The following is a 21209-nucleotide window of genomic DNA, read 5'->3' as shown; positions in this document are numbered from 1 at the left end:
GTCCGCACTGATGTTTCATCATCATGACTGCACGTCAGTTCTTGACGTCCGTCGAGGAGACGGGGGCGCGCTCTCGCCGCGCCCCGCGGGGGCTCCCGCTCCGATATTTCCGTTCATCAAGGCAAAGGCCCATGTCCGCCCTGCAGCTCTCGGACCTCATACGGTTCGCCCGGCACAACTCGCCCTTCTACCGGGACCTCTACGCGTCCCTACCGCCCGACACCGCCCGTCTCACCGACCTGCCGGTGGTCGACCAGGAGGACTTCTGGGCGGCCAACGCCCTGCCCGACAGCCGCCTGCTGACCGGCCCGCTCAGCGAGGCCACCGTGTACAAGACGGGCGGGACCACCGGCTCCCCCAAGTTCTCGGTCTACACCCGCGACGAGTGGCGCGTCTTCGTCACCGCGTTCGGCCAAGGCCTCGTGGACGCGGGCCTGCGGCCGGGACACCGGGTCGCCGACCTGTTCTACGCCGGTGAGCTGTACGCCAGCTTCCTGTTCGTCCTCGACTCCCTCGCCCACGCGCCCGTGGACAACGTACGCCTGCCCATCGGCGGCGCCGCACCGCCGGCGTCGACGCTCCCCACCCTGCGCGACCTCGCCGCGCAGGTCGTCGCCGGCACCCCGACCACCCTGTGCCGGCTCGCCGAGCGGGTGGCGGCGTCCGGCGAGCGGCTCGACCGCGTGGAACTGCTGCTCTTCGGCGGCGAGGCGCTCTTCGCCGACCAGCGGCGGCTGCTGGCCACCGCCTTCCCGCGCGCGGAGGTCCACTCGATCGGGTACGCGAGCGTGGACGCCGGCCTGCTCGGCCGGCCCGTGCCGGGCACCGACGCCCGCGTGCACCGGGCGTTCACCCCGTACTCGGTGGTCGAGATCCTCGACGACACCACCGGCGAGCCCATCACCGAGCCGGGACGTCCCGGCCGGGTCGTGGTCACGAGCCTCTTCCGGCGGCTCATGCCGATCATCCGCTACCCGGCGGGCGACCGGGCGGAGTGGACCGGCACCGGGCCGGGGCACTTCCGCCTCCTGGGCCGCGCCGAGGAAGGCGTACGGGTCGGACCCGTCGCCCTCCACACCCAGGACGTCCAGGACGCCGTGGCCGCGGCGGACACCGCCGGCCTCGTGGTCGGCACGCAGCTCGTCGTACGCCGTTGGGACGGGCGTGACGGGCTCGTCCTGCGCCTGGCCACCGCGCCGGGCGACGCCGGTCCGGCGGCGGACCCGGGAGTGCGGGAGGCGCTGGCGAAGGCCGTCGTCGCCGAAGTCGAGTCGATACGGCCGCTGTACCCGGACAGCGTGCGCGCCGGGTTCGTGCACCCGCCGGCCGTGGAATGGGCCCGCCACCGCGACCTCGCCGTGAACCCGCGCTCGGGCAAGCTGATCCGGGTCCTCGACGAGAGGCCGACCGCGTGAGCCACCCGCCCGCGCCCGCACCGGAAACCACGCCCCCTCCCGACAGCGCGACCCCACCGCACACCGCGACTCCTCCGGCGACGGCGCCTCTCCGCTCGGCGGAAGGCCGGCGCGCGCCGCTCGTCCTGCGCAACCGCGCCTTCGGCGCCGTGTGGCTCGGCCAGGTCCTGACGCAGGCCGCCGTGCGCATGTTCCAGGTCGGCGTGTCGTGGTGGCTCGTGGCCCACGCCGTACGGGACGGCGCCGGCCTCGCCTCCGGGCTGTTCATGGCCGCCTGTACGCTGCCCGCCGTCGCCTTGGCGCCCGTGGTGGCGCGGGCCGTCGCCCGGTTCGCCCACCGTTCGGTGCTGCGGAACTCCGCCGCCCTGGCCGGGACCGTCGCGGCGGTTCTCGCGCTGTGGGCGGGGGCCGGCGGGCTGCCGCTGCCGGCCGTATACGGGGCGGCCCTCGCCCTGGCGACCTGTCAGGCGTTCTTCGACCCCTGCCTGACCACGTCGGTGCCCGAGCTCGTCGAGGACGCCGACATCGAGGCGGCCACCGGCTTCGAGCTGTCGACCCAGTCCCTGGCCGGCCTGGGCGGCGCCCTGCTCGGCGCGTTGACCGTCGACCGGGCCGGTGTGCCCGCCCTGGCCGCCGGCTGCGCCGCCGCCTACCTCGGCGCGGCGCTCCTCATCGCGGGCGCCCGCTTCCGCGCCTCCGGGCCGGCGCCGGTCTGCGGTGACGACACGGCCGATCCCGCCGCGCCGCGTACGCTCCGCCGCATCCTCGGCGAACTGCCCTCCGTCCGGCGGATCCTGGTCTGTTTCACGGCCGCGAACCTCTTCACCGCCGCCGTGTTCGTCGTCATCCCCCTCTACACGCGCTCCGTCCTGCGCGGCGCGGGCGCCACCGTGGCCCTGCTGGAGGCGTCCCTGGGGACGGGCGCCCTCGTCGGGGCCTTCACCGGGACCCGGATCCCCGGCCGGCCCACCGTCGCCGGCGCGTACTGCCTGGGGCTGATGGCCCTCGCCCTCGCGCTGCCCGGCCTGGTCGCGCACCACGCGGTCGTCGCGGGCTGCCTGGCCGTGGCCGGCTGGTGCGCGGGGGCCGTCAGCGTGCGCTTCGTCGCGCTCTTCCAGCGGCTCGTCCCGGCGGCCGACAAGCCCGGCTTCTTCGCCGTGATGCAGGCCGTCCTGGGCGCTTCGCTGCCGGTGGCGTCGCTCGTCTTCGGCTTCGCCGGCGACCTCGTCTCGCCCCGGACCCTGTGCCTGGTCCAGGGCATCGGCCTGCTGCCCGCCGTCGGGTACCTGGCCCTGCTCGGCCGGCGCGGCGCCGAGCCGATCGGAGGCGCGCGGTGAACCCCGTCATCACCCCGGCCGCCCCCGCCGACATCGCCGAACTGCGGCAGCTGTACTACGCCGTCTACGGGCCGCACTACCCCGTCGCCCTCGGCAGCGACCCGGCCGAGATGGCGCGGCTCATCGCCGACCCGGACTCGCTGTGGCTCGTCGGACGCTGCGCCGCCACCGGGGCGTTGACCGCGTCCGCGGCCATCCACGGCGAGGCCGGCAGCCGCATCGGCCGTCTGGAGGGCATCGCCGTGCACCCCGAGCACCGCTCGTCGGGGCTGGCCGCCGCCCTCACCGGGGCGCTGTGCGCCGCCATGTCGGACACCGGCCGGCTGGACTCGGTGTACGCGACCGTACGGACCGTCAGCGCCGGCCCCCAGCGGGTCGTGGCCCGCAACGGCTTCCGCCCGCTGGGCATCCTGCCCAACGCGGTCGACATCGGCAGTCGCGAGAGCCTCGCGCTCTACGCGCGTCACTCCCCCGGGGTGCTCGACCGCCGGGTCCCCGTCACCGAAGTGCCCGCGCCGCTGCTGCCGCTGCTGCGTGCCTCGGAAACCGCGCTCGGCATCGCCTACCCGGGCGTGCGGGCCGGCGCCGATCCGCTGCGGGCGCCCGGGGCTTCCGTGGACCGCGGTGCCTCCGCGCGGCTGGAGCTGATCGAGGCCCCGGCCTTCGTGGCACGCCGATTCCGCGAGCGCTTCCCCGGCGGCGAGGGCTGGTTCTACCCGCTGCACACCCCGAACGTCCTGCTCACCCCCGAGGACGGCGGCTTCGAGGTGTACGCGTACCTGAACCGGGCCGGTGGCTACTGCTCCCTGCTGAGCGCCCACCCCGACCCGGCTTCGGCCGCCGCCCACCTGGAGCCCGTCACCCGGGCCCTGGCCCGCGCGGGCGCCGGCTACGTGGAGGCCCTCGTACCGCTCGCCCACCACGAGGCCCTCTCCGCCTTCCTGGCCCAGGGCTTCGTCGCCGGAGCCCTCTATCCGGCGATGCGCGCCGACGGCGACGGGTTCCACGACTACGCCGTCCTGTCCCGCTCCACGGAGCGCATCGACTTCCGCGGCGTCGCCGTGGAGCCGCCGCTCCAGCCCTATCTGGACTGCTACGTGTCCGCCTGGGCGTCGACACACCTGCCCACACCATCCGAGGTTGCCCCGTGAACCCCCATCTCGCCCCGGTCACCGTGCCGGACCCGGCCCTGCTGCCGCACGTACAGCGGCTGTGCGATCTGACCGACCCGTACGCCCACGGGCCCGCCGAGGACGAGTTGTTCGCGGCCGCCATGGCGGAGATCAACGCCTGGCACACCGAACGCTCCCCGTTCTTCGCGTCCCTGTACGAGGCCACCGCCCCGGACGGGCCGTACCGCACCCCGCTGGTCCACGCGAACTTCTTCAAGCGGCACGAGGTGCTCTCCATCCCGCGCGAGGACGTCGACCTGCACCTGACCTCCTCCGGCACCACCGGCCAGAAGTCGCAGATGTTCTTCGACCGCTGGACCATCCGCTCCGCCCAGCGCATGGTCGCCCGGATCTTCGAGCGCAACGGCTGGATCACCCCAGATCGGGAGGTGAACTACCTGCTCTACAGCTACGAGCCGGCGCCCTCCCTCAACCTGGGCACCGCCTTCACCGACAACTACCTGTGCGACTTCGCCCCGGCGCGCGAGGTCGCGTACGCGCTGCGCAACACGGGCGGCGACCACGAGTTCGACCCCTTCGGCTGCATCGCCGCGCTGCGCCGCTTCGAGGGGGACGACGCGCCCGTCCGCATCCTCGGCTTCCCCGCCTTCCTCTTCTTCACCCTGGAACGGATGCGGGCCATGGGCGTGCCCCCGCTGCGGCTGCCCGAGGGCTCCCTCGTCGTCCTCGGCGGCGGCTGGAAGGGGCACGCCGACCGGCGGGTCGAGAAGAAGGAGCTGTACGCCCGGGTCACCGAGCAGCTGGGCATCCCCGGCGAGCGGATCCGGGACACCTTCGGCTCGGTCGAGCACTGCGTGCCGTACGTCGAGTGCGACCACCACCGGTTGCACGCGCCCGTCTGGTCGCGGGTGACGATCCGCTCCACACGCACCCTGGAGCCGCTGCCGTACGGGGAGCCGGGGTACCTGCACCTGGTCTCGCCGTACATCACCTCGGTACCGGCGCAGAGCGTCGTGATGGGCGACCTGGCCTCCCTCCAGCCGGGGGACGCCTGTGGGTGCGAGCTGCGGACGCCGTGGTTCACCGTCCACGGGCGGGCCGGGGTGAGCCGTAACCGGAGCTGCGCGGTGGCCGCGGCGGAACTGATGAAGGGGATGGCGTGACCATGACCGAAACCACGAACCACCACTACTGGCAGGGCGCCTTCATCGGCGAGGAGGAGGCCGGGCGCCGGCTGGCCGACTGGCCCGCCGCCGTCGAGGCCGCGCTCGCCACGGTGTTGGAGACCGAGACCGTGCTGGCGGCGTGCGACGCGTTGGCCACCGCCCTCCTCGACCCGACGCATCCGGTGCGTGCCCGGCTCGCCGCGCACCTGCCCGAGGGCGAGGATCCGGCCGTCCTGGCCGAGCTCGGCCGGCTCCTCGGCCGCCGGGAGCTGACCCGCAAGCTCCGCCGGGAACTCGGCAGCGCCGTCCCGGGCCGGCTGAACCGGGCCGATCCGCGCGAGACGGTCTACGAGGCGTGGGCGCCGGTCGGCCTGGTCGCGCACATCGCTCCGGGCAACGCCGCCACCGTGGCGCCGCTGAGCATCGTCGAGGGCCTGCTCGCCGGCAACGTCAACATCCTCAAGACGAGCAGCGCCGACACCCTGCTCACGCAGGCCCTGATGGCCGAACTGGCGGCCCTGGACCCCAGCGGGGCACTCGCCGCGCGGATCGTCGTCCTGCGGTTCCCGTCGTCGCGAGACGACTGGCTGCGGCTCATGTGCGCGCCCGCGGACGCCGTCGCCGTGTGGGGCGGAGAGGCGGCCGTGGCGGGGGTCGCCGCGCACGTGCCGGAGGGCTGCCGGCTGGTTGAGTGGGGGCACCGGATCTCCTTCGCCTACCTGACGGCCGACGCCTGGTCGGAGCAGGGAACGCTGGAGGCCCTCGCGGATGACGTGTGCCTCTTCGAGCAGCAGGCGTGTTCCAGCCCCCAGGTGGTCTACCTCGACACCGAGGAGGAGGGCGAGGTGTTCGCGTTCGCCGAGCGCTTCGCCGGCGTCCTCGCGGCGCGGCTGCCGGCCACGGCGACCGGTTTCGGCGCCCTGGGCGACGTGCGTCCCGCCGAGGAGGCGGAGCTGACCACCACCGAGCTCGTGGCCCGACTGGAGGAACACCTCGGTCTGACGCGGGTGTTCGCGGCGTCCGACGGCGCCTGGCGGGTCATGGCCGACACCCGGTCCCCGCTCACCGCCTCGCCGCTGCACCGCAGCGTGTGGGTCAAGCCGCTGCCCCGCAAGCGGCTGATCGCCACGCTGCGCCCGATGCGCCGCTACCTCCAGACGGCGGGCATCGCCGGCAGCCGGACGGACTTCGCCGAGCTGTCCCGCACGGCGCTCGCCGCCGGAGTCACCCGCGTCACCCCGATCGGCGCCATGTCGGAGAGCTACGCGGGCGAGCCGCACGACGGGGTGTACGCCCTCCAGCGCTACAGCCGTCGGGTGGCCGTCCAGGCCGATCCGGAGCGCTTCGCGACGACCGCCTGTCTGGACGATCTGGCGCGGCCGGTCCTGCTGCCGCGACCGTCGGGCCCGCTGCTGGGCAAGGACGAGGTGCAGGAGCGCAACGGGCGGGTGGCGCGGGCCGATGCCGAGCTGTATTTCCGCAGCGGCGGGAGCACCGGCGCGCCGGCGCTGTCGCTGTTCAGCTACGACGACTACGACACGCAGATGCACGCGGCGGCCCGCGGCCTGCTCGCCGCCGGCTACGACCCGGCCCGCGACCGCACCGCCAACCTCTTCTACTGCGGCGGCATGTACGGCGGTTTCATCAGCTTCTTCTCCGTACTGGAACGCCTCGGCGGGGTGCAGCTCCCGCTGGCGGCCGGCGACGACCACCGGGCCACGGCGCGGGCGTTGATCGACCACGGCGCCGACACCCTGTTCGGGATGCCCTCGTACCTGTGGCAGCTCCTGCACGCGGAGGCGGACGCGCTGCGCGCCTACGGCGGCCTGCGCAAGGTCTTCTACGGCGGCGAGCACTTCACCCCGGAGCAACTGCGGACGCTGACGGAGGAGTTCGGCATCGAGGTGGTCCGCTCGATCACCTACGGCAGCACGGACCTCGGCCCGTTGGGCTACCAGTGCGCGCACAGCTCGGGCGGCGTCCACCACCTGCACGCCGACCTGCACACGCTGGAGATCCTCGACCCGGCCGAGGACCGGCCGGTCACGCCGGGCGACACCGGCCGGCTGGTGTTCACCACGCACGCCCGACGCGGGCAGAGCCTGGGCCGGTACGTCATCGGCGACCTCGGCCGGGAGGTTCCGGGTCGCTGTACGTGCGGCAGCCTGGCGCCCCGCTTCGAACTCCAGGGCCGCATCGGGGACGTCATGCGCGTGGCGACGTACTTCCTCGACCGGCGGCGCTTCGTGTCCCTGGCCGAGGAAGCCGGCGGCCATCGCGGCGAGTCGCAGATCCTGCTGGAGCGGACGCCGGCGCGCGAGCGGCTGACCGTACGGGTGGAGCGGACGGCCGCCACGGATCCGGCGCGGCTGCGGGAGGTGTTCCTGTCCGGCTACGCCGAGCTGCGGTCGGCGGTGGACGAGGGCCTGCTGGAGCTGGTCGTCGAGGCGGTCGACGGGGTCTCGCTGGAGCGCAGTCCGGGGAGCGGCAAGCTCCGCGCGGTGGTGGACGCCCGCCGCTGACGGAGCGGCGGGGCCTGTCCATCGTCGGCGTCGACCAGGTGCCGCAGCTGGACCTGAACAAGCTCGGCCGCCTCACGCCGGCGGCCCGGGGCGACCGGCGCCCCGTCGTCACGGACGAGACGGCGGGCATGTTCGCCGCCGTCCACGGCGACGTCCTCGTCCCGGGCCCCGGCGCCCGCGAACATCCGGCCGTACGGGGAGCCCCCGCGTGGTCAGAACGTCCACCGGGTGTGGCTGTAGACGCCGTCGTCGCGGCCGAACCCGTACGCCGTGGTCGGGGCCACCCCGAACAGGACCGCGTCGCCCCGGCGGAACGCGTCGTCGATCCCGTGGAAGGTGCCCTCGGGGGAGGTGATGTGCGCCCCGTACTTCGCCTCGTACGCCGCGATCACCTCCTCCAACTCCGCCCGGTCCTCGACCGGCCGCGCGGTGCCCTCGACCACGAGGTCGAGCCCTTCGGTGAGCGAGTTCCCGCCGGTGGTCAAGGCGCAGTGCGCGTCGTGGGCGAGGTTCTTCGCCTTCTGCTCCCCGGGGCCCGTCGAGAAGTACAGGACTCCGCCGTGCCAGGCGGCGATCACCGGAGTGACGTGCAGTCGGCCGTCGGGCCGCACGGTGGACACCCAGAAGATCTCCGCGGCCTCCAGCTGCCGCTGGGCCTCGGTCCACTCGGTGGCGGTGACGTCCGCGGCGCCCGGACGGGGCGTGAGCGCGGAACTGTAGCGGGCGTCGAGTTCGGTCGTGGGTCGCTTCGCGGATCCCTGTGCCGGCATGGCGGATCTCCTTCCTGTCCCGTCCCCATCCAACATCCGCACCGCCCGCCGGGGAGCCACCGCCACGCCCGCTCGCGCGCGTCCCGCCGCCCGATCAGGGGCGGTCGCGGTCCCCGAACCACCGCTCCAGGTGGCCCGTCAGGTCCCGCTGGTCCTCACCGACCCAGGCCACGTGGCCGTCCGGGCGCAGCAGTACCGCCGGCACGTCGAGCTCCTCGGCGGAGTCGACGACGTGGTCGACCCGGTCCGCCCAGCCCTCCACCGAGAGCCGGCCGGTCCGGTCGAGCAGCAGTCCGCGCCCGCCGCGCGTCAGTTCGTAGAGGCGGCCGTTCCCCAGCGTCAGGTCCCGCATCCGGCGGCCGAGCAGTGCGTGGCCCTCGCCGAGGTTGTAGCGGACGCCGATCGCGGTGATCTTCTCGATCAGGTACCGGTTCACCTCCTCCAGCTCGACCAGCTCCGCCAGCAGCCGGCGCACCGACCGGGCACCCGGCTCGGTGGACATCAGCTCCATCTGCGCGCGGGTGTTGTCCAGTACGTCGGCGGCCACCGCGTGCCGTTCGGTCTGGTAGGTGTCCAGCAGCCCGTCCGGGGCCCAACCGCGCACCTCGGCGGCCAGTTTCCAGCCGAGGTTGAACGCGTCCTGGATGCCGAGGTTGAGGCCCTGTCCGCCGGTCGGCGGGTGGATGTGCGCCGCGTCGCCGGCCAGCAGCACGCGGCCGACCCGGTAGCGCTCGGCCAGCCTGGTGGCGTCGCCGAAGCGGGAGAGCCAGGTCGGCGAGTGCACGCCGAAGTCGGTGCCGGCGAAGGCGCGCAGCTGCCGCTTGAAGTCCTCCAGGGTCGGGGGGACCGTACGGTCCTCCGACACGCCGTCGGCGGGCACGATGACGCGGTACGTCCCGTCGCCCAGGGGCATGGCACCGAACCGCAGCTGGGTCTTGCGGACTTCCGCGACCACGGCGGCGACCGTCTCCGGATCCTCGGCCAGCCGCATGGCGCCGAGCAGCGTCTCGACCTTGGCGGGCTCACCGGGGAAGTCGACGCCGAGCAGCTTGCGCACCGTGCTGCGACCGCCGTCGCAGCCGACGAGGTAGCGCGAACGCAGGCGCGTGCCGTCGGCCAGCTCGACGCTCACCCCCTCCTCGTCCTGGCTCAGCCCCACCAGCTCACAGCCGCGCCGGATCTCGACGCCGAGCTCGGTGGCGTGCTCGGTCAGCAGACGCTCGGTGACCTCCTGCGGGATCGCGAGGACGTACGAATGCGCGGTGTCCAGCCCCTGAGGCCATTCCTTGCCGATGCCGGCGAAGAAGCCACCGACCGTGAACCGCTTCCCGAGCGGCAGGAACCGCTCCAGTAGACCGCGCTGGTCCATCACCTCGACGCTGCGCACGTGCAGACCCTGCGCACGCGACTCCTTGGTGGGCTCGGTCAGCCTCTCCAGCACGACGGCGCGCACGCCCGCCAGCCGCAGCTCACTGGCCACCATCAGTCCGGTCGGTCCGCCACCGGCCACGATCACGTCGATCATCAATTTCGCCCATTTCAGCAGGTCCTGGCTTCGACTGCCGATTCTGCGCCCTCCCCGGGGCCTTGCCGCAAGCCCCCCTGTGCGCTATAAATTGAGCATGGCAAGGAGTTCCGACTCCTTGCCTTTCGTGTTTTGCCCTCCGTGTATCAGCGGTGTGGATCAGCGGTCGGTTTCGGCGGCGAACGGGCCGCCGGCGCCGAAGGCGAGGCGGGCGAAGCGTTCGCCGATGCGGCGGTGGGTGGCCGGGTCGGGATGCAGGGCGTCGGGCAGCGGCAGTTCGGCGTCGTCGGCCGCGCCGTAGAGGTCGAGGCCTCCCAGGTGGTGCAGGTTCGGGTCGGTGGCGGCGCGCTCGCTGACGATGCGGGCCAACTCGTCGCGGATGACGGAGAGGGTCAGCCTCCCGGCGGCGGTCTCGGCGGGGTCCCCCGTGGCCACGAAGCTCAGCCGGCCCTCGCTCATCGCGGCGAGGTCCAGGGCGCTCGGGCCGGGCGTGTGCTCGTGGATGGCGCAGTGGATCGGGGAGACGACCAGCAGGGGCGCGGTGGGGTGGCCCTCGCGGATGGTGTCGAGGAAGCCGTGGACGGCCGGACCGAAGGCGCGCAGCCGCATCACGTCGGCGTTGACGAGGTTGATGCCGATCTTGACGCTGATCAGGTCCGCCGGGGTGTCGCGGATCGCGCGGGCGGTGAACGGGTCGAGCAGGGCGCTGCCCCCGAAGCCCAGGTTGACCAGTTCGACGGAGCCGAGCGCCGCGGCGACGGCGGGCCAGGTCCCGGTGGGCGTGGCGGCGTCGGAGCCATGGCTGATGGAGCTGCCGTGGTGCACCCACACCCTGCGGCCGTCGGCCGTCGGGGGGTCGGCGGGGGCGTTGGTCCGCAGGGCGACCAGTCGGGTGGTCTCGTCGTGCGGCAGCCAGATCTCGACGTCCTTCTCGTGATCCGGCAGGTCGGTGAACCGCAGGGTCTCCACGGGGCCGGGGCGGGTCTGCGCGGTGCCCGCGCCCATGTCGATGATGAGCGTGTCGCCCTCGGGCGCGACGGCCCGGCCGGCGAGGCGGCCGTCCACGAGGAGCTCGTACACCCCGTCCGGGCGCGGAGGTGCTCCGACGTAGACCCGCTTGGTGGCCACGACGTCCAGTTCGACGGCGGTGGCCCGGGTGCGGAAGGCCAGTCGTACGCCGGCGGGTTGCGACTCCGCCATGGCCAGTTGGCCGTCGGGAATCTGCCGCCGGGCCTGGGCGGGCAGCCGGTGCGGGAGGACGCCGCGTTCGGTGTGCTCCAGGTCGAGGGCGCCGCGGAGGCGGTCGGCGGTGATGGGGGTGGTGATCCAGTCGTGTGCGGCGCGCATCTCTCGGTCTCTCCGGTCTCTCGGGTCTCGCCGGTCTCTTCGGTCTCTTCGGTCTCTTCGGTCGCGTGGTCAGGGGAGAAGGCGGTCAGGTGGTGGGCCAGGTGCGCAGCAGGGAGTCGAGGGCGTCGAGGATCTCGGTCCAGCTCTCCTGCGGGTCCGGGGCGCTGTGGCCGAAGCCGCCGGCGGCTTCCAGGGTGACGTAGCCGCTGAAGACGCTGCCGAGCAGGCGCACGGCGTGGGTCCGGTGCGGTTCGGCCAGGTCGTAGCCGCGCAGGATCGCCCGCATCATCTCGGCGTGCCGGGCGCCGGCGGAGGCGGCGGCCGCCTCCGGGTCGAGCGGGTAACGGGCGGCGACGAAGCGGCCGGGGTGCGTCAGGGCGTAGTCGCGGTAGACGTTCGCGAAGGCCGTCAGGGCGTCCTTGCCGGCCCGCCCGGCGAGCGCGGTGGCGCCCCGGTCGGCGAGCTCTTCCAAGGCGAGGAGAGCGATCCCCGTCTTGAGGTCGTTCGCGTTCCTGACGTGCGAGTACAGGCTCGCGGTCTTCACCCCGCACCGCCGGGCGAGCTCGGCCGGAGTGACCTGCTCGAAGCCGATCTCGTCGGCCAGCTCGGCCCCCGCCCGGACCAGGCGCTCCGTGGTCAGCCCTACCCGTGCCATGTCCGTCCTTCCACATCACGTTCCGGTCTTGGCATTGACGAGTATGCAGTTACCTAATGAGATTAGGCAACTTCCTTAAGGTCGCCCCACAGCTGGAGCCCGTCGGCGCCCGTACAGGCCGGAACCCCTTCGGAGCGAAGAATCGACGTTTTCGGGTCGGTCGGGCGGGGGCGTCGGCAGGATGTGCGGCATGAAGCCTGGGGATGCGGGACCGCGCGCGTCGCGGCCGGTGGTGGTGCGGTTTCCGGTGGAGCCGGTGGAGGCAGCCGTGGAAGCCGACGCGATGGACGCGGCGGTGCGTGCGGCCTCGGTGGTGGTGCGCGGCCCCCTGTTCGGGGTGGCGGCGCTGCCGCCCGAGGACGGCGCGCGGTGGCGCGTGGTGGCCGCCGTGACGGATCCCTGCCCGCAGATCGCTCGCGACGGACTGAACTCGCGCCTGTGGTTCCGTGCCAAGGACGAGGCGCGGGACAAGGCCGAGCGGCGCGCACTGCTGGCGGCCGTCGCCCGGCTGGAGCGGGAGCGCGTCGACGACCTCGACGTGGAGGGGACGCGGTACCGCGTCGTGCGTGCCGAGGAGTACGCGGTGACGGGCCCGGACGGCATCGAACAGCCGCGCCCGACCGACCACGAGCCCCTGGTCCCCGACTGGGAGCGCACCACCAAGGACCCGGACATCGATGACGAGTTGATCCTGGACCCGGACCTGCCCGTCACCCCCACCCAGGCGGTCGAACGCGTGGCGATGCGCGGCCTGCGCTACACCGGCGAACGCTTCCCCCAGGACGTGCGCGCCGACGCGCGGCGGGCGCTGCGCACCCATCCGGACGTCCTCCTGCTGCCGGCGACGTTCACGGTCGTGGAGCAGAAGCCGCACAGTTGGAAGCCCGTCATCGGCCCCCACGCCACCGCGCACGCCGCCCGCAAGTCGCTGGACTTCGCCCTGACGTGGATGTGGCCCCGGATGTACGGCGTCATCCCCTACGACGCCGAGCCGACCGTCGACGCCCGGACCTGGGCGGCGCGCGCGTCCACCGACGAGAGCGTGGCGGAGGCAGCCGAGTACGCAGAGGCGGCCGACGCGCTCCGGGTGGGGCGCGTCAACCGGCTGGAGTTCCAGGACGCCGTGTACCGGATCGTCCGCACCCGTCGCCTGCTGCGCTGGGGCCCCGACGGACCCGAGGGCCCGCGCCCGTCCGACGTCAACAGCCAGGAGCCCACCCGCATCCACCTCGGTCTGGACGAGGACGGGAACGTCCTGCAGGCGGATTGACCCGGCATCAGCCCCTTTCGGCGTGCCTAGACTGCCGTCATGATCGGCGAAACGACACCTGACACCAGTGACGACATACCTGCCCTGCGGATCAGGCCGGGCGGCCCGGCCGACGCGCCGGCCGTCTTGGACATGCTGGACTCGGCGGTGCGCTGGATGAACGAGCGCGGCAACACCGAGCAGTGGGGCACCATTCCGTATTCGCAGAAGCCCGGCGGAGTGGCGCGGGTCGAGCGGTACACGACCGAGAACACCCCCTACATCGCCGAGCTCGACGGCACTCCGGTCGGCGCCCTGGTACTGGACTCCGGGCCCAGCCCCCAGATGCCGATCGCACCGGCCGGGGAACCCGAGCGGTACGTCCGCCTGCTGGTCTCCCACCGCCGCTACGCCGGGCTGGGCATCGGTGCCGCGCTGCTGGCCCACGCCGCCGACGAGACCCGGCGGGCCGGCGTGGACCTGCTGCGGGTCGACTGCTGGGCGGGCGGCGGGGGCGAGCTGGTCGCGTTCTACGAGCGCAACGGCTTCACCCCCACCGACCGCTTCCTGTCCGACACCTGGCCCGGCCAGGTTCTGAGCCGCCGCGTCGGCGCCTGACCGGCCGGAGGGCACGCGATTCCGTCAGCGGCTCACGGGGTGCCCACCAGGGCGGTGATCAGGCGTTCGACCTGGGCCGTGGTGATGGGGCGGGCGTCGGTGGGGGCGGTCATCAGGAGGTGGTGCAGGGTGCCGACCAGGGCCAGGGCGGTCGAATCCACGTCGAGGCCGTCCGGGACCCGGCCGAGGCCCTGCTCGGCGCGGAGGTAGTCGCCGACCGCCGTCTGGACGGCGGTGAAGCCGGGCGCCCCGGCCTGCCACGCCTCCCGTACGCGCCGCGCCGCCGCCGGGCGGGTCACGGCCAGACCCACGACGCCGGGGTCCAGGGCCAGCACCGTCGAGGCGACGTCCGCGAGGTGCCCGTGCACCGTGCCGGCGCCCGCGCGGGACGGGAGGTCGGCGGCCGCGGCGGCGGTGATCGCGAAGCGGTGGAGCACGAGGTCGGCGACGAACTCGTCCAGGCCGGCGAAGTGGGCGTGCAGCACGCCCTTGGCGCAGCCCGCCTCCTCGGTGACGGCCCGGCTGGTCAGCGCGGCGGCCCCGTCCCCGGCCACGACCCGCTCCGCGGCGGCGAAGAGCCGTTCGCGCAGGTCTTCGATGGCCACTCCACGCGGTGACATCAACATCCTCCCGAGATAAGTCCGTTGCCAGTATGGGCGCGCGCCCATACTGTTTGGGCACACGCCCATCCTAGGGCGTGCGCCACTCCGCTCGGGAGGTCTTCCGCATGCAACAGCACAGCACCACCACCGGCACCACCGGCACCACCGGCACCACCGACACGGCCGGCACGGCGGACACCGCGAACACGGGCCAGGCGCAGGCGTGGAACGGGTACGAGGGCGCCCACTGGGCCGCCCACCACGACCGCTGGAACGCGGTGAACGCCGGCTTCGACGGGCTCCTGTTCGAGGCCGCCGCGATCCGCCCCGCCGAGCACGTCCTCGACATCGGCTGCGGCGCGGGCGCCACCACGCGCCTGGCCGCCCGCGCCGCCGGGGGCGGTCGCGCGGTGGGCCTCGACCTCTCCGGGCCGATGCTGGAGCAGGCCCGTGCGGTCGCCGCGCGCGAAGGCGTCGCCAACGCGTCCTTCGTCCACGGCGACGCCCAGGTCCACCCGCTCCCCCGCGCCGCGTTCGACGTGGCGATCAGCCGGTTCGGCGTCATGTTCTTCGCCGACCCCGCCGCCGCGTTCGCGCACATCGCCTCCGCCCTGCGGCCGGGCGGTCGCGTCGCGTTCCTCTGCACGGCGGCGCCGGAGGAGAACCAGTGGCTGACGGAGCTGGCCGCCCTCGGCGACATCCTGCCGATCGGCGGCTTCGGCGCGCCCGGCGGTCCGGGCATGTTCTCCCTCGCCGACGCGGAGGTCGCGACCGGCCTGCTCCGCTCTGCGGGCCTGCGGGACGTGCGCGCCGAGCACGTGGAGGCGTACGGGACCTGGGGCCGAGACGCCCGGGACGCGGCGGACTTCCTGCTCGACTCGGGCCCCGGACGCCACCTCCTCGGCCAGGTCGATCCCGCGACGCGGACCCTCGCGCGGCAGCGCCTGACGCGGGCGTTCCGGCCGTACGAGAGCGACGGCGCGGTCCGGCTGCGCAGCACCGGCCGGCTGCTGACCGCGACCGTCCCGGCCTGAGCGGCGCGCGCGGGCGGGGGCGCGGGCGGGGCGGGACGTGGCCGGGGACCCGAAGGTGACGCGGGCGGCCCCCGCCCTGTACGAATTCCTTCATGACCGAAGAAATCCCCGGGGCGACCGTTCGCCTGTTCATCGCCCTCGCCCCGCCCGACGAGGCCAAGGAGGAACTCGAACGCGAGCTGCACCCCGCCTACGACGCCCATCCGCGCCTGCGCTGGAACCGGATAGAGGACTGGCACATCACGCTCGCCTTCCTCGGAGAGCTCCCGGTCGACACCGTCGCGCTCCTGCGGCCGCCCCTCGCGGAGCTGGCCGCGTCCCGCCGCCCGCTGGAGCTCGCCCTGCGCGGCGGTGGGCACTTCGGGGAGCGGGTGGCGTGGGCCGGGATCGACGGCGACGTCGACGGGCTCCACCTGCTGGCCGCCGACGTGCGCGCGGTGGTCAAGGAGTGCGGGGTCGCTTTCGAGGACCGGCCGCTGCGCCCACACCTCACCCTGGCCCGGTCCCGGCGGGAGGACCCGTTCCGCGCGGCGGACATCGCCGACGGGCTGACGACGTTCACCGGCCGGCGGTGGCCGGCCGAGCGCCTGCACCTGGTCGGCAGCAACTTCGGCCGGGGCCCGGAGCCGATCCGCTACCGCGACATCGAGGCGTGGCCCTTCGGAGGCGGAGCCGACGGTTCCGGGGCGGAGTAGGGTCCGTCATGTACGGGCACGAAACGATACGAAACGGATCCGATCCCCCATGTACGCACCCGAGCGCCAGCACCGGATGGTCCAGCTGGCCCAGGAACGCGGCCGGGTCGACGTTCCCTCCCTGGCGGAGGAGTTCGGCGTCACGCAGGAGACCGTACGGCGGGACCTGAGCGCGCTGGAACGGGCCGGGCTGCTGCGCCGGGTCCACGGCGGCGCGCTGCCGGCCGGGGGGTTCCGCCTGGAGCCGGGGCTCGCCGAGCGGGATTCCACCGCCGCCGCCGACAAGGACCGCATCGCGCGTGCCGCGCTGGCGCTGCTGCCCGAGCGGGGCAGCGTCCTCCTCGACGCCGGGACCACCGTGGCCCGGCTGGCGGCGCTGCTCCCGCTGGACTCCACGCTCACCGTGGTCACCAACGCGCTCCCGGTGGCGGCCCGGCTCGCCGAACACCCCACCCTCAACCTGCACATCGTCGGCGGCCGGCTCCGCCACCGCACGCAGGCGGCGGTGGACGCGTGGGCCCTGCGGGACCTGGCCGAACTCGAACCCGACGTCGCGGTGATCGCGACCAACGGATTCTCGACCCAGACCGGTCTGACCACCCCCGACCTCGCCGAGGCGGCGGTGAAACGGGCCATGGTGTCGTGCGCCCGCCGCGTGATCCTGGTGGCGGACTCCTCCAAGTACGGCGTCCGCCACTTCGCCCGCTTCGCGGCCCTGTCACAGGTGGACGTCCTGATCACGGACACCGGCCTCACCGACGACCAGGCCACCGAAATCGCCACGGCCCACGGCCCGGAGGTGATCCGGGTCTAGGGGGTGTCTGGTGGGTCATGCCATGGGCGAAGCGCCCGGGGCGGCGGTGGGCCGCCCCGGGCGGGGGTCGTAGCGGCTCAGGGGGCCATCTCGTAGGCGCCGGCCAGCGATTCGACGCGTGCCCAGACGCGGGCCGCGCGGTCGGCGTCGACGACGGGGCGGCGTACGGCGCCGAGCGCCCAGGCCTGCTGCGCCTCGGTGGCGGAGTCCTTGCCGTGCAACTCGACCGCGTGCGCGGAGAAGTCGCGTACGAGGACGGAGAACAGCTCGTCGAGGACGTCCTCGTCCAGGCCGGTGAGGCGGGCCTGCTCCAGGATCAGCTGGCCGTGCACGACCAGGGCGAAGAGCTGGCCGACGGCCAGGAGCAGGTCGAGGTCGCGGCTCTGCTCCTCGTCCGGTGCGGCGGTCGCGACGAACGTGCAGAGGGCGTCGGCCTGTTCGCGGAACCGGGCGACGTTCGGCACGGCGGCGTACGCGTCGTAGGCGGGGCGCCAGTCGTGGAAGCGTACGGAGCCGAGGCCGCGGGCGGGTCCCTGGCGGAAGAGGAAGGCGTCGTCGGCCGCGTCCAGGCGGGTCGGCACGGCGGCGTAGTCGGCCGACTCCAGCAGGTGGTTGCGCATGAACTTCAGGATCAGCGCGAGGTTGACGTGGACCGTGCCCTCCAACTTCGGCAGGCCGCGGATCTCGACGGCCGCCTGGGCGAAGTAATTGTCCTTCTCGAAGCCCTTGGCCGCGATGACGTCCCACATGAGGTCGATGACCTTCTCGCCCTCCGTGGTCACCTTCATCTTCGTCATCGGGTTGAAGAGGAGGTAACGGCGGTCGTCGGGGCCGGCGGTGCGGAAGTAGTCCACGGCCCGGTCGCTGAAGAGCTTCATGCCGACCAGGCGCACGTAGGCGTCGGCGAGTTCGCGGCGCACGTGCGGGAAGGCGGTGACGGGACGGCCGTAGAGGATGCGGCCGTGCGCGTGGGTGACGGCCTCGTACATCGCGTGCTCGCAGATGCCGATGGAGGCGGTGCAGAGGTTGAACTTGCCGACGTTGACGGTGTTGAGCGCGGCGTCGAAGGCGGCGCGGCCGGTGTGCAGGATGTCGTCGGCGCCGACCGGGTAGTCCTCCAGCCGGAACTCGCTGACGAACTTGGAGGAGTCGACGACGTTCTTCACGAGCCGGTAGGCGGGGTGGCGGCTGTCGGCGGCGAAGAAGACGTACCCGTCGGGTCCTTCGACGTCGGTGCGGCGGCCGAAGACGGAGACGAGACCGGCGGCGTTGCCGTTGCCGATGTAGTACTTCGAGCCGGTGGCGCGGAAGCCGCCCCGGCCGTCGGGTTCCAGCAGCATGTCGGTCGAGTAGATGTCGGCGCCGTGCTCCTTCTCCGACAGGCCGAAGGCGAACACCTCACCCTGTTCGAGGAGTTCGGCGGCGCGGCGGCGGGCGGCGGCGTTGTCGCTCTGCCACACGGGGCCGAGGCCGAGGATGGTGACCTGCCAGGCGTACCAGTAGTCGAGGCCGTAGAAGCCGAAGATCTCGTTGAGGGCGGCGATGCGCGCGGTGTCCCAGCGCTTGTCCGACTCCTCCTCGCCGGCGGCGGAGGCCGGCGTCAGGAAGGTCGCGAAGAGGCCTTCCTTGGCGGAGAAGGCGAGGAAGTCGGCCAACCAGGCACGGGAACGGTAGTCCTCGATCAGCCGGCGCTTGCCGCGGGCCTCGAACCAGTCGACGGTGGCGCGCAGCAGGCGGCGGGTCTCGGGGTCGAAGTGCGCGGGGTCGTAGGTGTGCGGGTTGAACAGCAGCGGGTCGGTCATGAGGGGTCGCCTTTCGGGGTCGAGGGCCGAGGGTCGAGGGCCGAGGGTGTCAGCGGGTGCCGGTCAGACCGTGCAGGGTGGCGAGTACGTCGTCCAGCCAGGCCAGCGTCATGCGCTCGTACGCGATGCCCCCGCGGAGCACGACGTGCTGCAGCTCCCGCCCGGGGTCGCCCGGTGCGGGGGCGTCGGGGCCGGTGAAGTCGCGCAGCTCCCCGGCGAGGTAGTGCGTGAGCCGGTCGGCGTGCTCCTGGCGGTGCCGCTCGACCTCGCGGATCAGGGCGGTCGGGTCGTCGAAGGCCGCGCCGCGGATCTTCACGGCCAGTTCGTGCCGGACGCTGTCGGGCTGGATCGGTTCGCGCAGCCAGGCCGCGAGGGCCTCGCGGCCGACGGCCGTGACGGAGTACTCCTTCTTGTCCGGCCGCGCCTGCTGGGCGACGTCGCGCACGTCGAGCCGGCCGTCGTCCTCCATGCGCTTGAGGACGCGGTAGATCTGCTGGTGCGTCGCGGTCCAGAAGTACCCGATGGACCGGTCGAACCGCCGGGCCAGCTCGTATCCGGAACCCGGCTTCTCCAGGAGGGAGACGAGGATCGCGTGTTCGAGGGCCATGCCCCGATCCTTCTATGCAACTCGTTGCATAGACAAGCGCCCCCGCCCCGGTGAGACGAGGGTCACGGACCCCGAACCGAGTCGCCCCGGGGGTCTATCGCGCCTCGCGGAGAGTGAGGACGTAGGTCGCGGTCAGGGCGACGGCGCGGTCCGCGTCGTGGGAGAGGTCCGCGAGGGCGCGGGACGCCGTGGGTCCCGGGATGTCCGCGAGCGCGTGGGTCACGCTGCGGCGGGCGGACGGGCCGAGGGCGTCGTGGGCGAGGCAGGCGACGAGCCGGGCGGCGATCCGATCCGCCGACGCGGGGTCGCCCGCCAGTGCGCTCAGGGCATCGGAGGCGTCGGCGTCGTTGGTCTCCTCGACGATCATCTCGACGAGCGTCGGGATCGCGTCGGCCACTCCGCGCGCCCCGAGCGCCAGAGCCGCGTGCCTGCGGACGACGACGTCGGGGTTCGTGAGGGCGTCCCCCAGCAGTGCGGTGGCTTCGGTGCTCGCCAGCTCGGCGAGGGACCGGACGGCGCGTTCGCGTACCTCGGCCAGCGGTGAGGCAAGTCCCGCCGCCAGAAGCTCCGCTCCACCACCGCCGCCCGCTTGCGCCAAGGCCCAGCGTAGGGCCCCGGCGACGTGCGGGTCGCTCTCCCTCAGCGCCGCCTCGACCAGGGCCTCCACGGGCACCGTGACCCCCTCGACCGAGGCCAGGGCCGCGCGCTGGCGCCTGCCGGCGCTCTCCGAACCCAAAGCCTGCAGGAGTGCGATGGTCTGGAGGACGTCCTCCCAACCGGCGGGTTCCGAGGCACCGATCCGGCGAAGTCGCGTGAGCAGCGCCGTCTCGGCCGCGACGCGTTCGCGCGTCTGACGGATGAGGTCGGCGACGAGTTCCGAGGGCGCGAAGCCGGGATCGTCCAGCGCGGAGCCGACGTCGCGCAGGGACAGCCCCAACGACCGCAGGCTCTCGATGTGGAAGATGCGGCGGATGTCCTCGTCGGAATACTCGCGATAGCCGGCCCCGGTGCGGCCCGTGGGCCGTACGAGGCCGAGCGACTCGTAGTGCCTGAGCATGCGGGCGCTGACCCCGGACCGTCGTGCCACGTCACCGATCAACACTGCCCATCACCCTCACCCCTCCTGGCCGGCCGGCCCCAGGGCCATGATGCGCTTCGCCTCCTCGATCGCGAACTCGAAGCCCGCGTCCGGGTCACGCGCCAGCCGTTCCGTGGCGATGGCGTGCCGGCGCACACGCGGGTCGGGGTCCGTCATCGCGGCGCGCAGGGTCGGCGTGATGGCCTCACCGAGCGCGATCAGCGCCCGGCTCAGGCTCAGCTGCGTCTCCCGCCCGCCGCGCCCGAGCTGCGTCGCCAACGCCGTCGCCAACTCGGGCCCCGCGCCCTCGGGTACGAGCACGACCGCCGCCCGCCAGGCGCTCCGCGCCGCCTCGTCGTCGGCGTCGGCCAGGGCCGCCGGTGTGATCGCCGACCACGCCCGCCGGTCCCCGATCTTGGACAGGGTGTGCCACGCCTGGCTACGCGCCTGAGCCCGCTCCGAGCGGACTTCGGTCAGCAGCTCGGGGACCGTCAAGGACGGTGAGTGGCGGGTGAGCGCCCAGGTCAGCATCTCGCGCACGGAGAAGTCGGGCTCGACGGCGCATCGTTCGACGAGCCTGTCGACGAACCGCCGGTCCGGTGTCGTGCCGGCCTCCAGCGCCGCCCGCAGCCGCACTGACGGGCGGCTGTCGTCCAACCCCCGGAGCGCTCGCGTCGGTTCCGTGTCCTGTTTCGGCATGGTCATCGGGACCACCTCCTTCGCCCCGCAGTGAAGACCTTGTCACCGTGTCAAGGTCAAGTCGTACGTCGTCCACCGGCGGCCGGGCACCACGGTGCGGGGCAGGGGGTTGCCGGGTGGCCGGCGGCGCGGGCACCCTGG

Annotated in this window: 19 protein-coding genes; 10 read left to right on the top strand and 9 right to left on the bottom strand. The window is 73.5% G+C overall.

Features of this window, described 5'->3' with window-relative positions:
• Positions 1–131: 131 nt before the first annotated feature.
• Genes M4D82_RS30945 through M4D82_RS30925 form a run of 5 tightly spaced genes read left to right on the top strand, consistent with a single transcriptional unit; the run spans position 132 to position 7573 of the window.
• Complete coding sequence (locus M4D82_RS30945) at positions 132–1415, top strand: phenylacetate--CoA ligase family protein (protein WP_249770638.1); 1284 nt, start codon at positions 132–134, stop codon at positions 1413–1415.
• A complete protein-coding gene (locus M4D82_RS30940; RefSeq protein WP_249770636.1) occupies positions 1412–2752 on the top strand; it encodes an MFS transporter in 1341 nt (446 codons plus the stop codon). The genes M4D82_RS30945 and M4D82_RS30940 overlap by 4 nt, the downstream gene beginning before the upstream one ends.
• On the top strand, positions 2749–3903 hold the full coding sequence (locus M4D82_RS30935; protein ID WP_249770634.1) for a GNAT family N-acetyltransferase: 1155 nt from the start codon (positions 2749–2751) through the stop codon (positions 3901–3903). Before M4D82_RS30940 ends, M4D82_RS30935 begins: the two co-directional genes overlap by 4 nt.
• A complete protein-coding gene (locus tag M4D82_RS30930) occupies positions 3900–5048 on the top strand; it encodes a LuxE/PaaK family acyltransferase (RefSeq protein WP_249770632.1) in 1149 nt (382 codons plus the stop codon). The genes M4D82_RS30935 and M4D82_RS30930 overlap by 4 nt, the downstream gene beginning before the upstream one ends.
• A gap of 2 nt (positions 5049–5050) precedes the next feature.
• Positions 5051–7573 (top strand): acyl-CoA reductase, encoded by a 2523-nt coding sequence (locus M4D82_RS30925; protein WP_249770630.1) that lies wholly within the window; start codon positions 5051–5053, stop codon positions 7571–7573.
• Positions 7574–7785: 212 nt separating this feature from the next.
• Here the strand turns inward: M4D82_RS30925 and M4D82_RS30920 are convergent, their stop codons facing one another.
• The 4 genes from M4D82_RS30920 to M4D82_RS30905 all read right to left on the bottom strand — a co-directional run bounded on the left by M4D82_RS30920 (position 7786) and on the right by M4D82_RS30905 (position 11870).
• Positions 7786–8343 carry a pyridoxamine 5'-phosphate oxidase family protein gene (locus tag M4D82_RS30920; protein WP_249770628.1) on the bottom strand — a complete coding sequence of 186 codons (558 nt, stop codon included), beginning with the start codon at positions 8341–8343 and terminating at the stop codon, positions 7786–7788.
• 94 nt (positions 8344–8437) lie between these two features.
• A complete protein-coding gene (rox, locus tag M4D82_RS30915; RefSeq protein WP_249770626.1) occupies positions 8438–9868 on the bottom strand; it encodes a rifampin monooxygenase in 1431 nt (476 codons plus the stop codon).
• 159 nt (positions 9869–10027) lie between these two features.
• A complete protein-coding gene (locus M4D82_RS30910; RefSeq protein ID WP_249770624.1) occupies positions 10028–11215 on the bottom strand; it encodes a GDSL-type esterase/lipase family protein in 1188 nt (395 codons plus the stop codon).
• Positions 11216–11300: 85 nt separating this feature from the next.
• Positions 11301–11870: a TetR/AcrR family transcriptional regulator gene (locus M4D82_RS30905; RefSeq protein WP_249770622.1), complete on the bottom strand. Its 570-nt coding sequence runs from the start codon at positions 11868–11870 to the stop codon at positions 11301–11303.
• Between the two features lie 190 nt (positions 11871–12060).
• Here M4D82_RS30905 and M4D82_RS30900 point away from each other — a divergent pair, with 190 nt between their 5' ends.
• Both M4D82_RS30900 and M4D82_RS30895 read left to right on the top strand, forming a co-directional pair.
• A complete protein-coding gene (locus M4D82_RS30900; RefSeq protein WP_249770620.1) occupies positions 12061–13140 on the top strand; it encodes a DUF5954 family protein in 1080 nt (359 codons plus the stop codon).
• Between the two features lie 39 nt (positions 13141–13179).
• Entirely contained in the window at positions 13180–13737 is a 558-nt protein-coding gene (locus M4D82_RS30895; RefSeq protein WP_249770618.1) for a GNAT family N-acetyltransferase, read from the top strand.
• A gap of 32 nt (positions 13738–13769) precedes the next feature.
• Here M4D82_RS30895 and M4D82_RS30890 read toward each other — a convergent pair whose 3' ends face one another.
• Entirely contained in the window at positions 13770–14357 is a 588-nt protein-coding gene (locus tag M4D82_RS30890; protein WP_249770616.1) for a TetR family transcriptional regulator, read from the bottom strand.
• A gap of 107 nt (positions 14358–14464) precedes the next feature.
• Here M4D82_RS30890 and M4D82_RS30885 point away from each other — a divergent pair, with 107 nt between their 5' ends.
• From M4D82_RS30885 to M4D82_RS30875, 3 genes are all read left to right on the top strand, one after another.
• Entirely contained in the window at positions 14465–15373 is a 909-nt protein-coding gene (locus M4D82_RS30885) for a class I SAM-dependent methyltransferase (RefSeq protein ID WP_249770614.1), read from the top strand.
• Between the two features lie 92 nt (positions 15374–15465).
• Complete coding sequence (gene thpR, locus M4D82_RS30880) at positions 15466–16068, top strand: RNA 2',3'-cyclic phosphodiesterase (RefSeq protein WP_249770612.1); 603 nt, start codon at positions 15466–15468, stop codon at positions 16066–16068.
• 49 nt (positions 16069–16117) lie between these two features.
• On the top strand, positions 16118–16882 hold the full coding sequence (locus M4D82_RS30875; protein ID WP_249770610.1) for a DeoR/GlpR family DNA-binding transcription regulator: 765 nt from the start codon (positions 16118–16120) through the stop codon (positions 16880–16882).
• Between the two features lie 77 nt (positions 16883–16959).
• On the opposite strand, the gene M4D82_RS30870 is transcribed toward M4D82_RS30875, so the two are convergent.
• From M4D82_RS30870 to M4D82_RS30855, 4 genes are all read right to left on the bottom strand, one after another.
• Positions 16960–18684, bottom strand: a complete 1725-nt coding sequence (locus M4D82_RS30870; protein WP_249770608.1) for an acyl-CoA dehydrogenase family protein — start codon at positions 18682–18684, stop codon at positions 16960–16962.
• A gap of 49 nt (positions 18685–18733) precedes the next feature.
• Positions 18734–19291, bottom strand: a complete 558-nt coding sequence (locus M4D82_RS30865) for a PadR family transcriptional regulator (protein ID WP_249770606.1) — start codon at positions 19289–19291, stop codon at positions 18734–18736.
• 94 nt (positions 19292–19385) lie between these two features.
• On the bottom strand, positions 19386–20393 hold the full coding sequence (locus M4D82_RS30860; protein ID WP_249770604.1) for a HEAT repeat domain-containing protein: 1008 nt from the start codon (positions 20391–20393) through the stop codon (positions 19386–19388).
• A gap of 12 nt (positions 20394–20405) precedes the next feature.
• Positions 20406–21074 (bottom strand): HEAT repeat domain-containing protein, encoded by a 669-nt coding sequence (locus tag M4D82_RS30855; RefSeq protein ID WP_249770602.1) that lies wholly within the window; start codon positions 21072–21074, stop codon positions 20406–20408.
• Positions 21075–21209: the final 135 nt, after the last annotated feature.

Origin of the sequence: Streptomyces sp. RerS4 (assembly GCF_023515955.1) — a bacterium.
Classification (GTDB): Bacteria; Actinomycetota; Actinomycetes; order Streptomycetales; family Streptomycetaceae; genus Streptomyces.
This window is presented reverse-complemented; position numbering and strand designations above follow the sequence as displayed.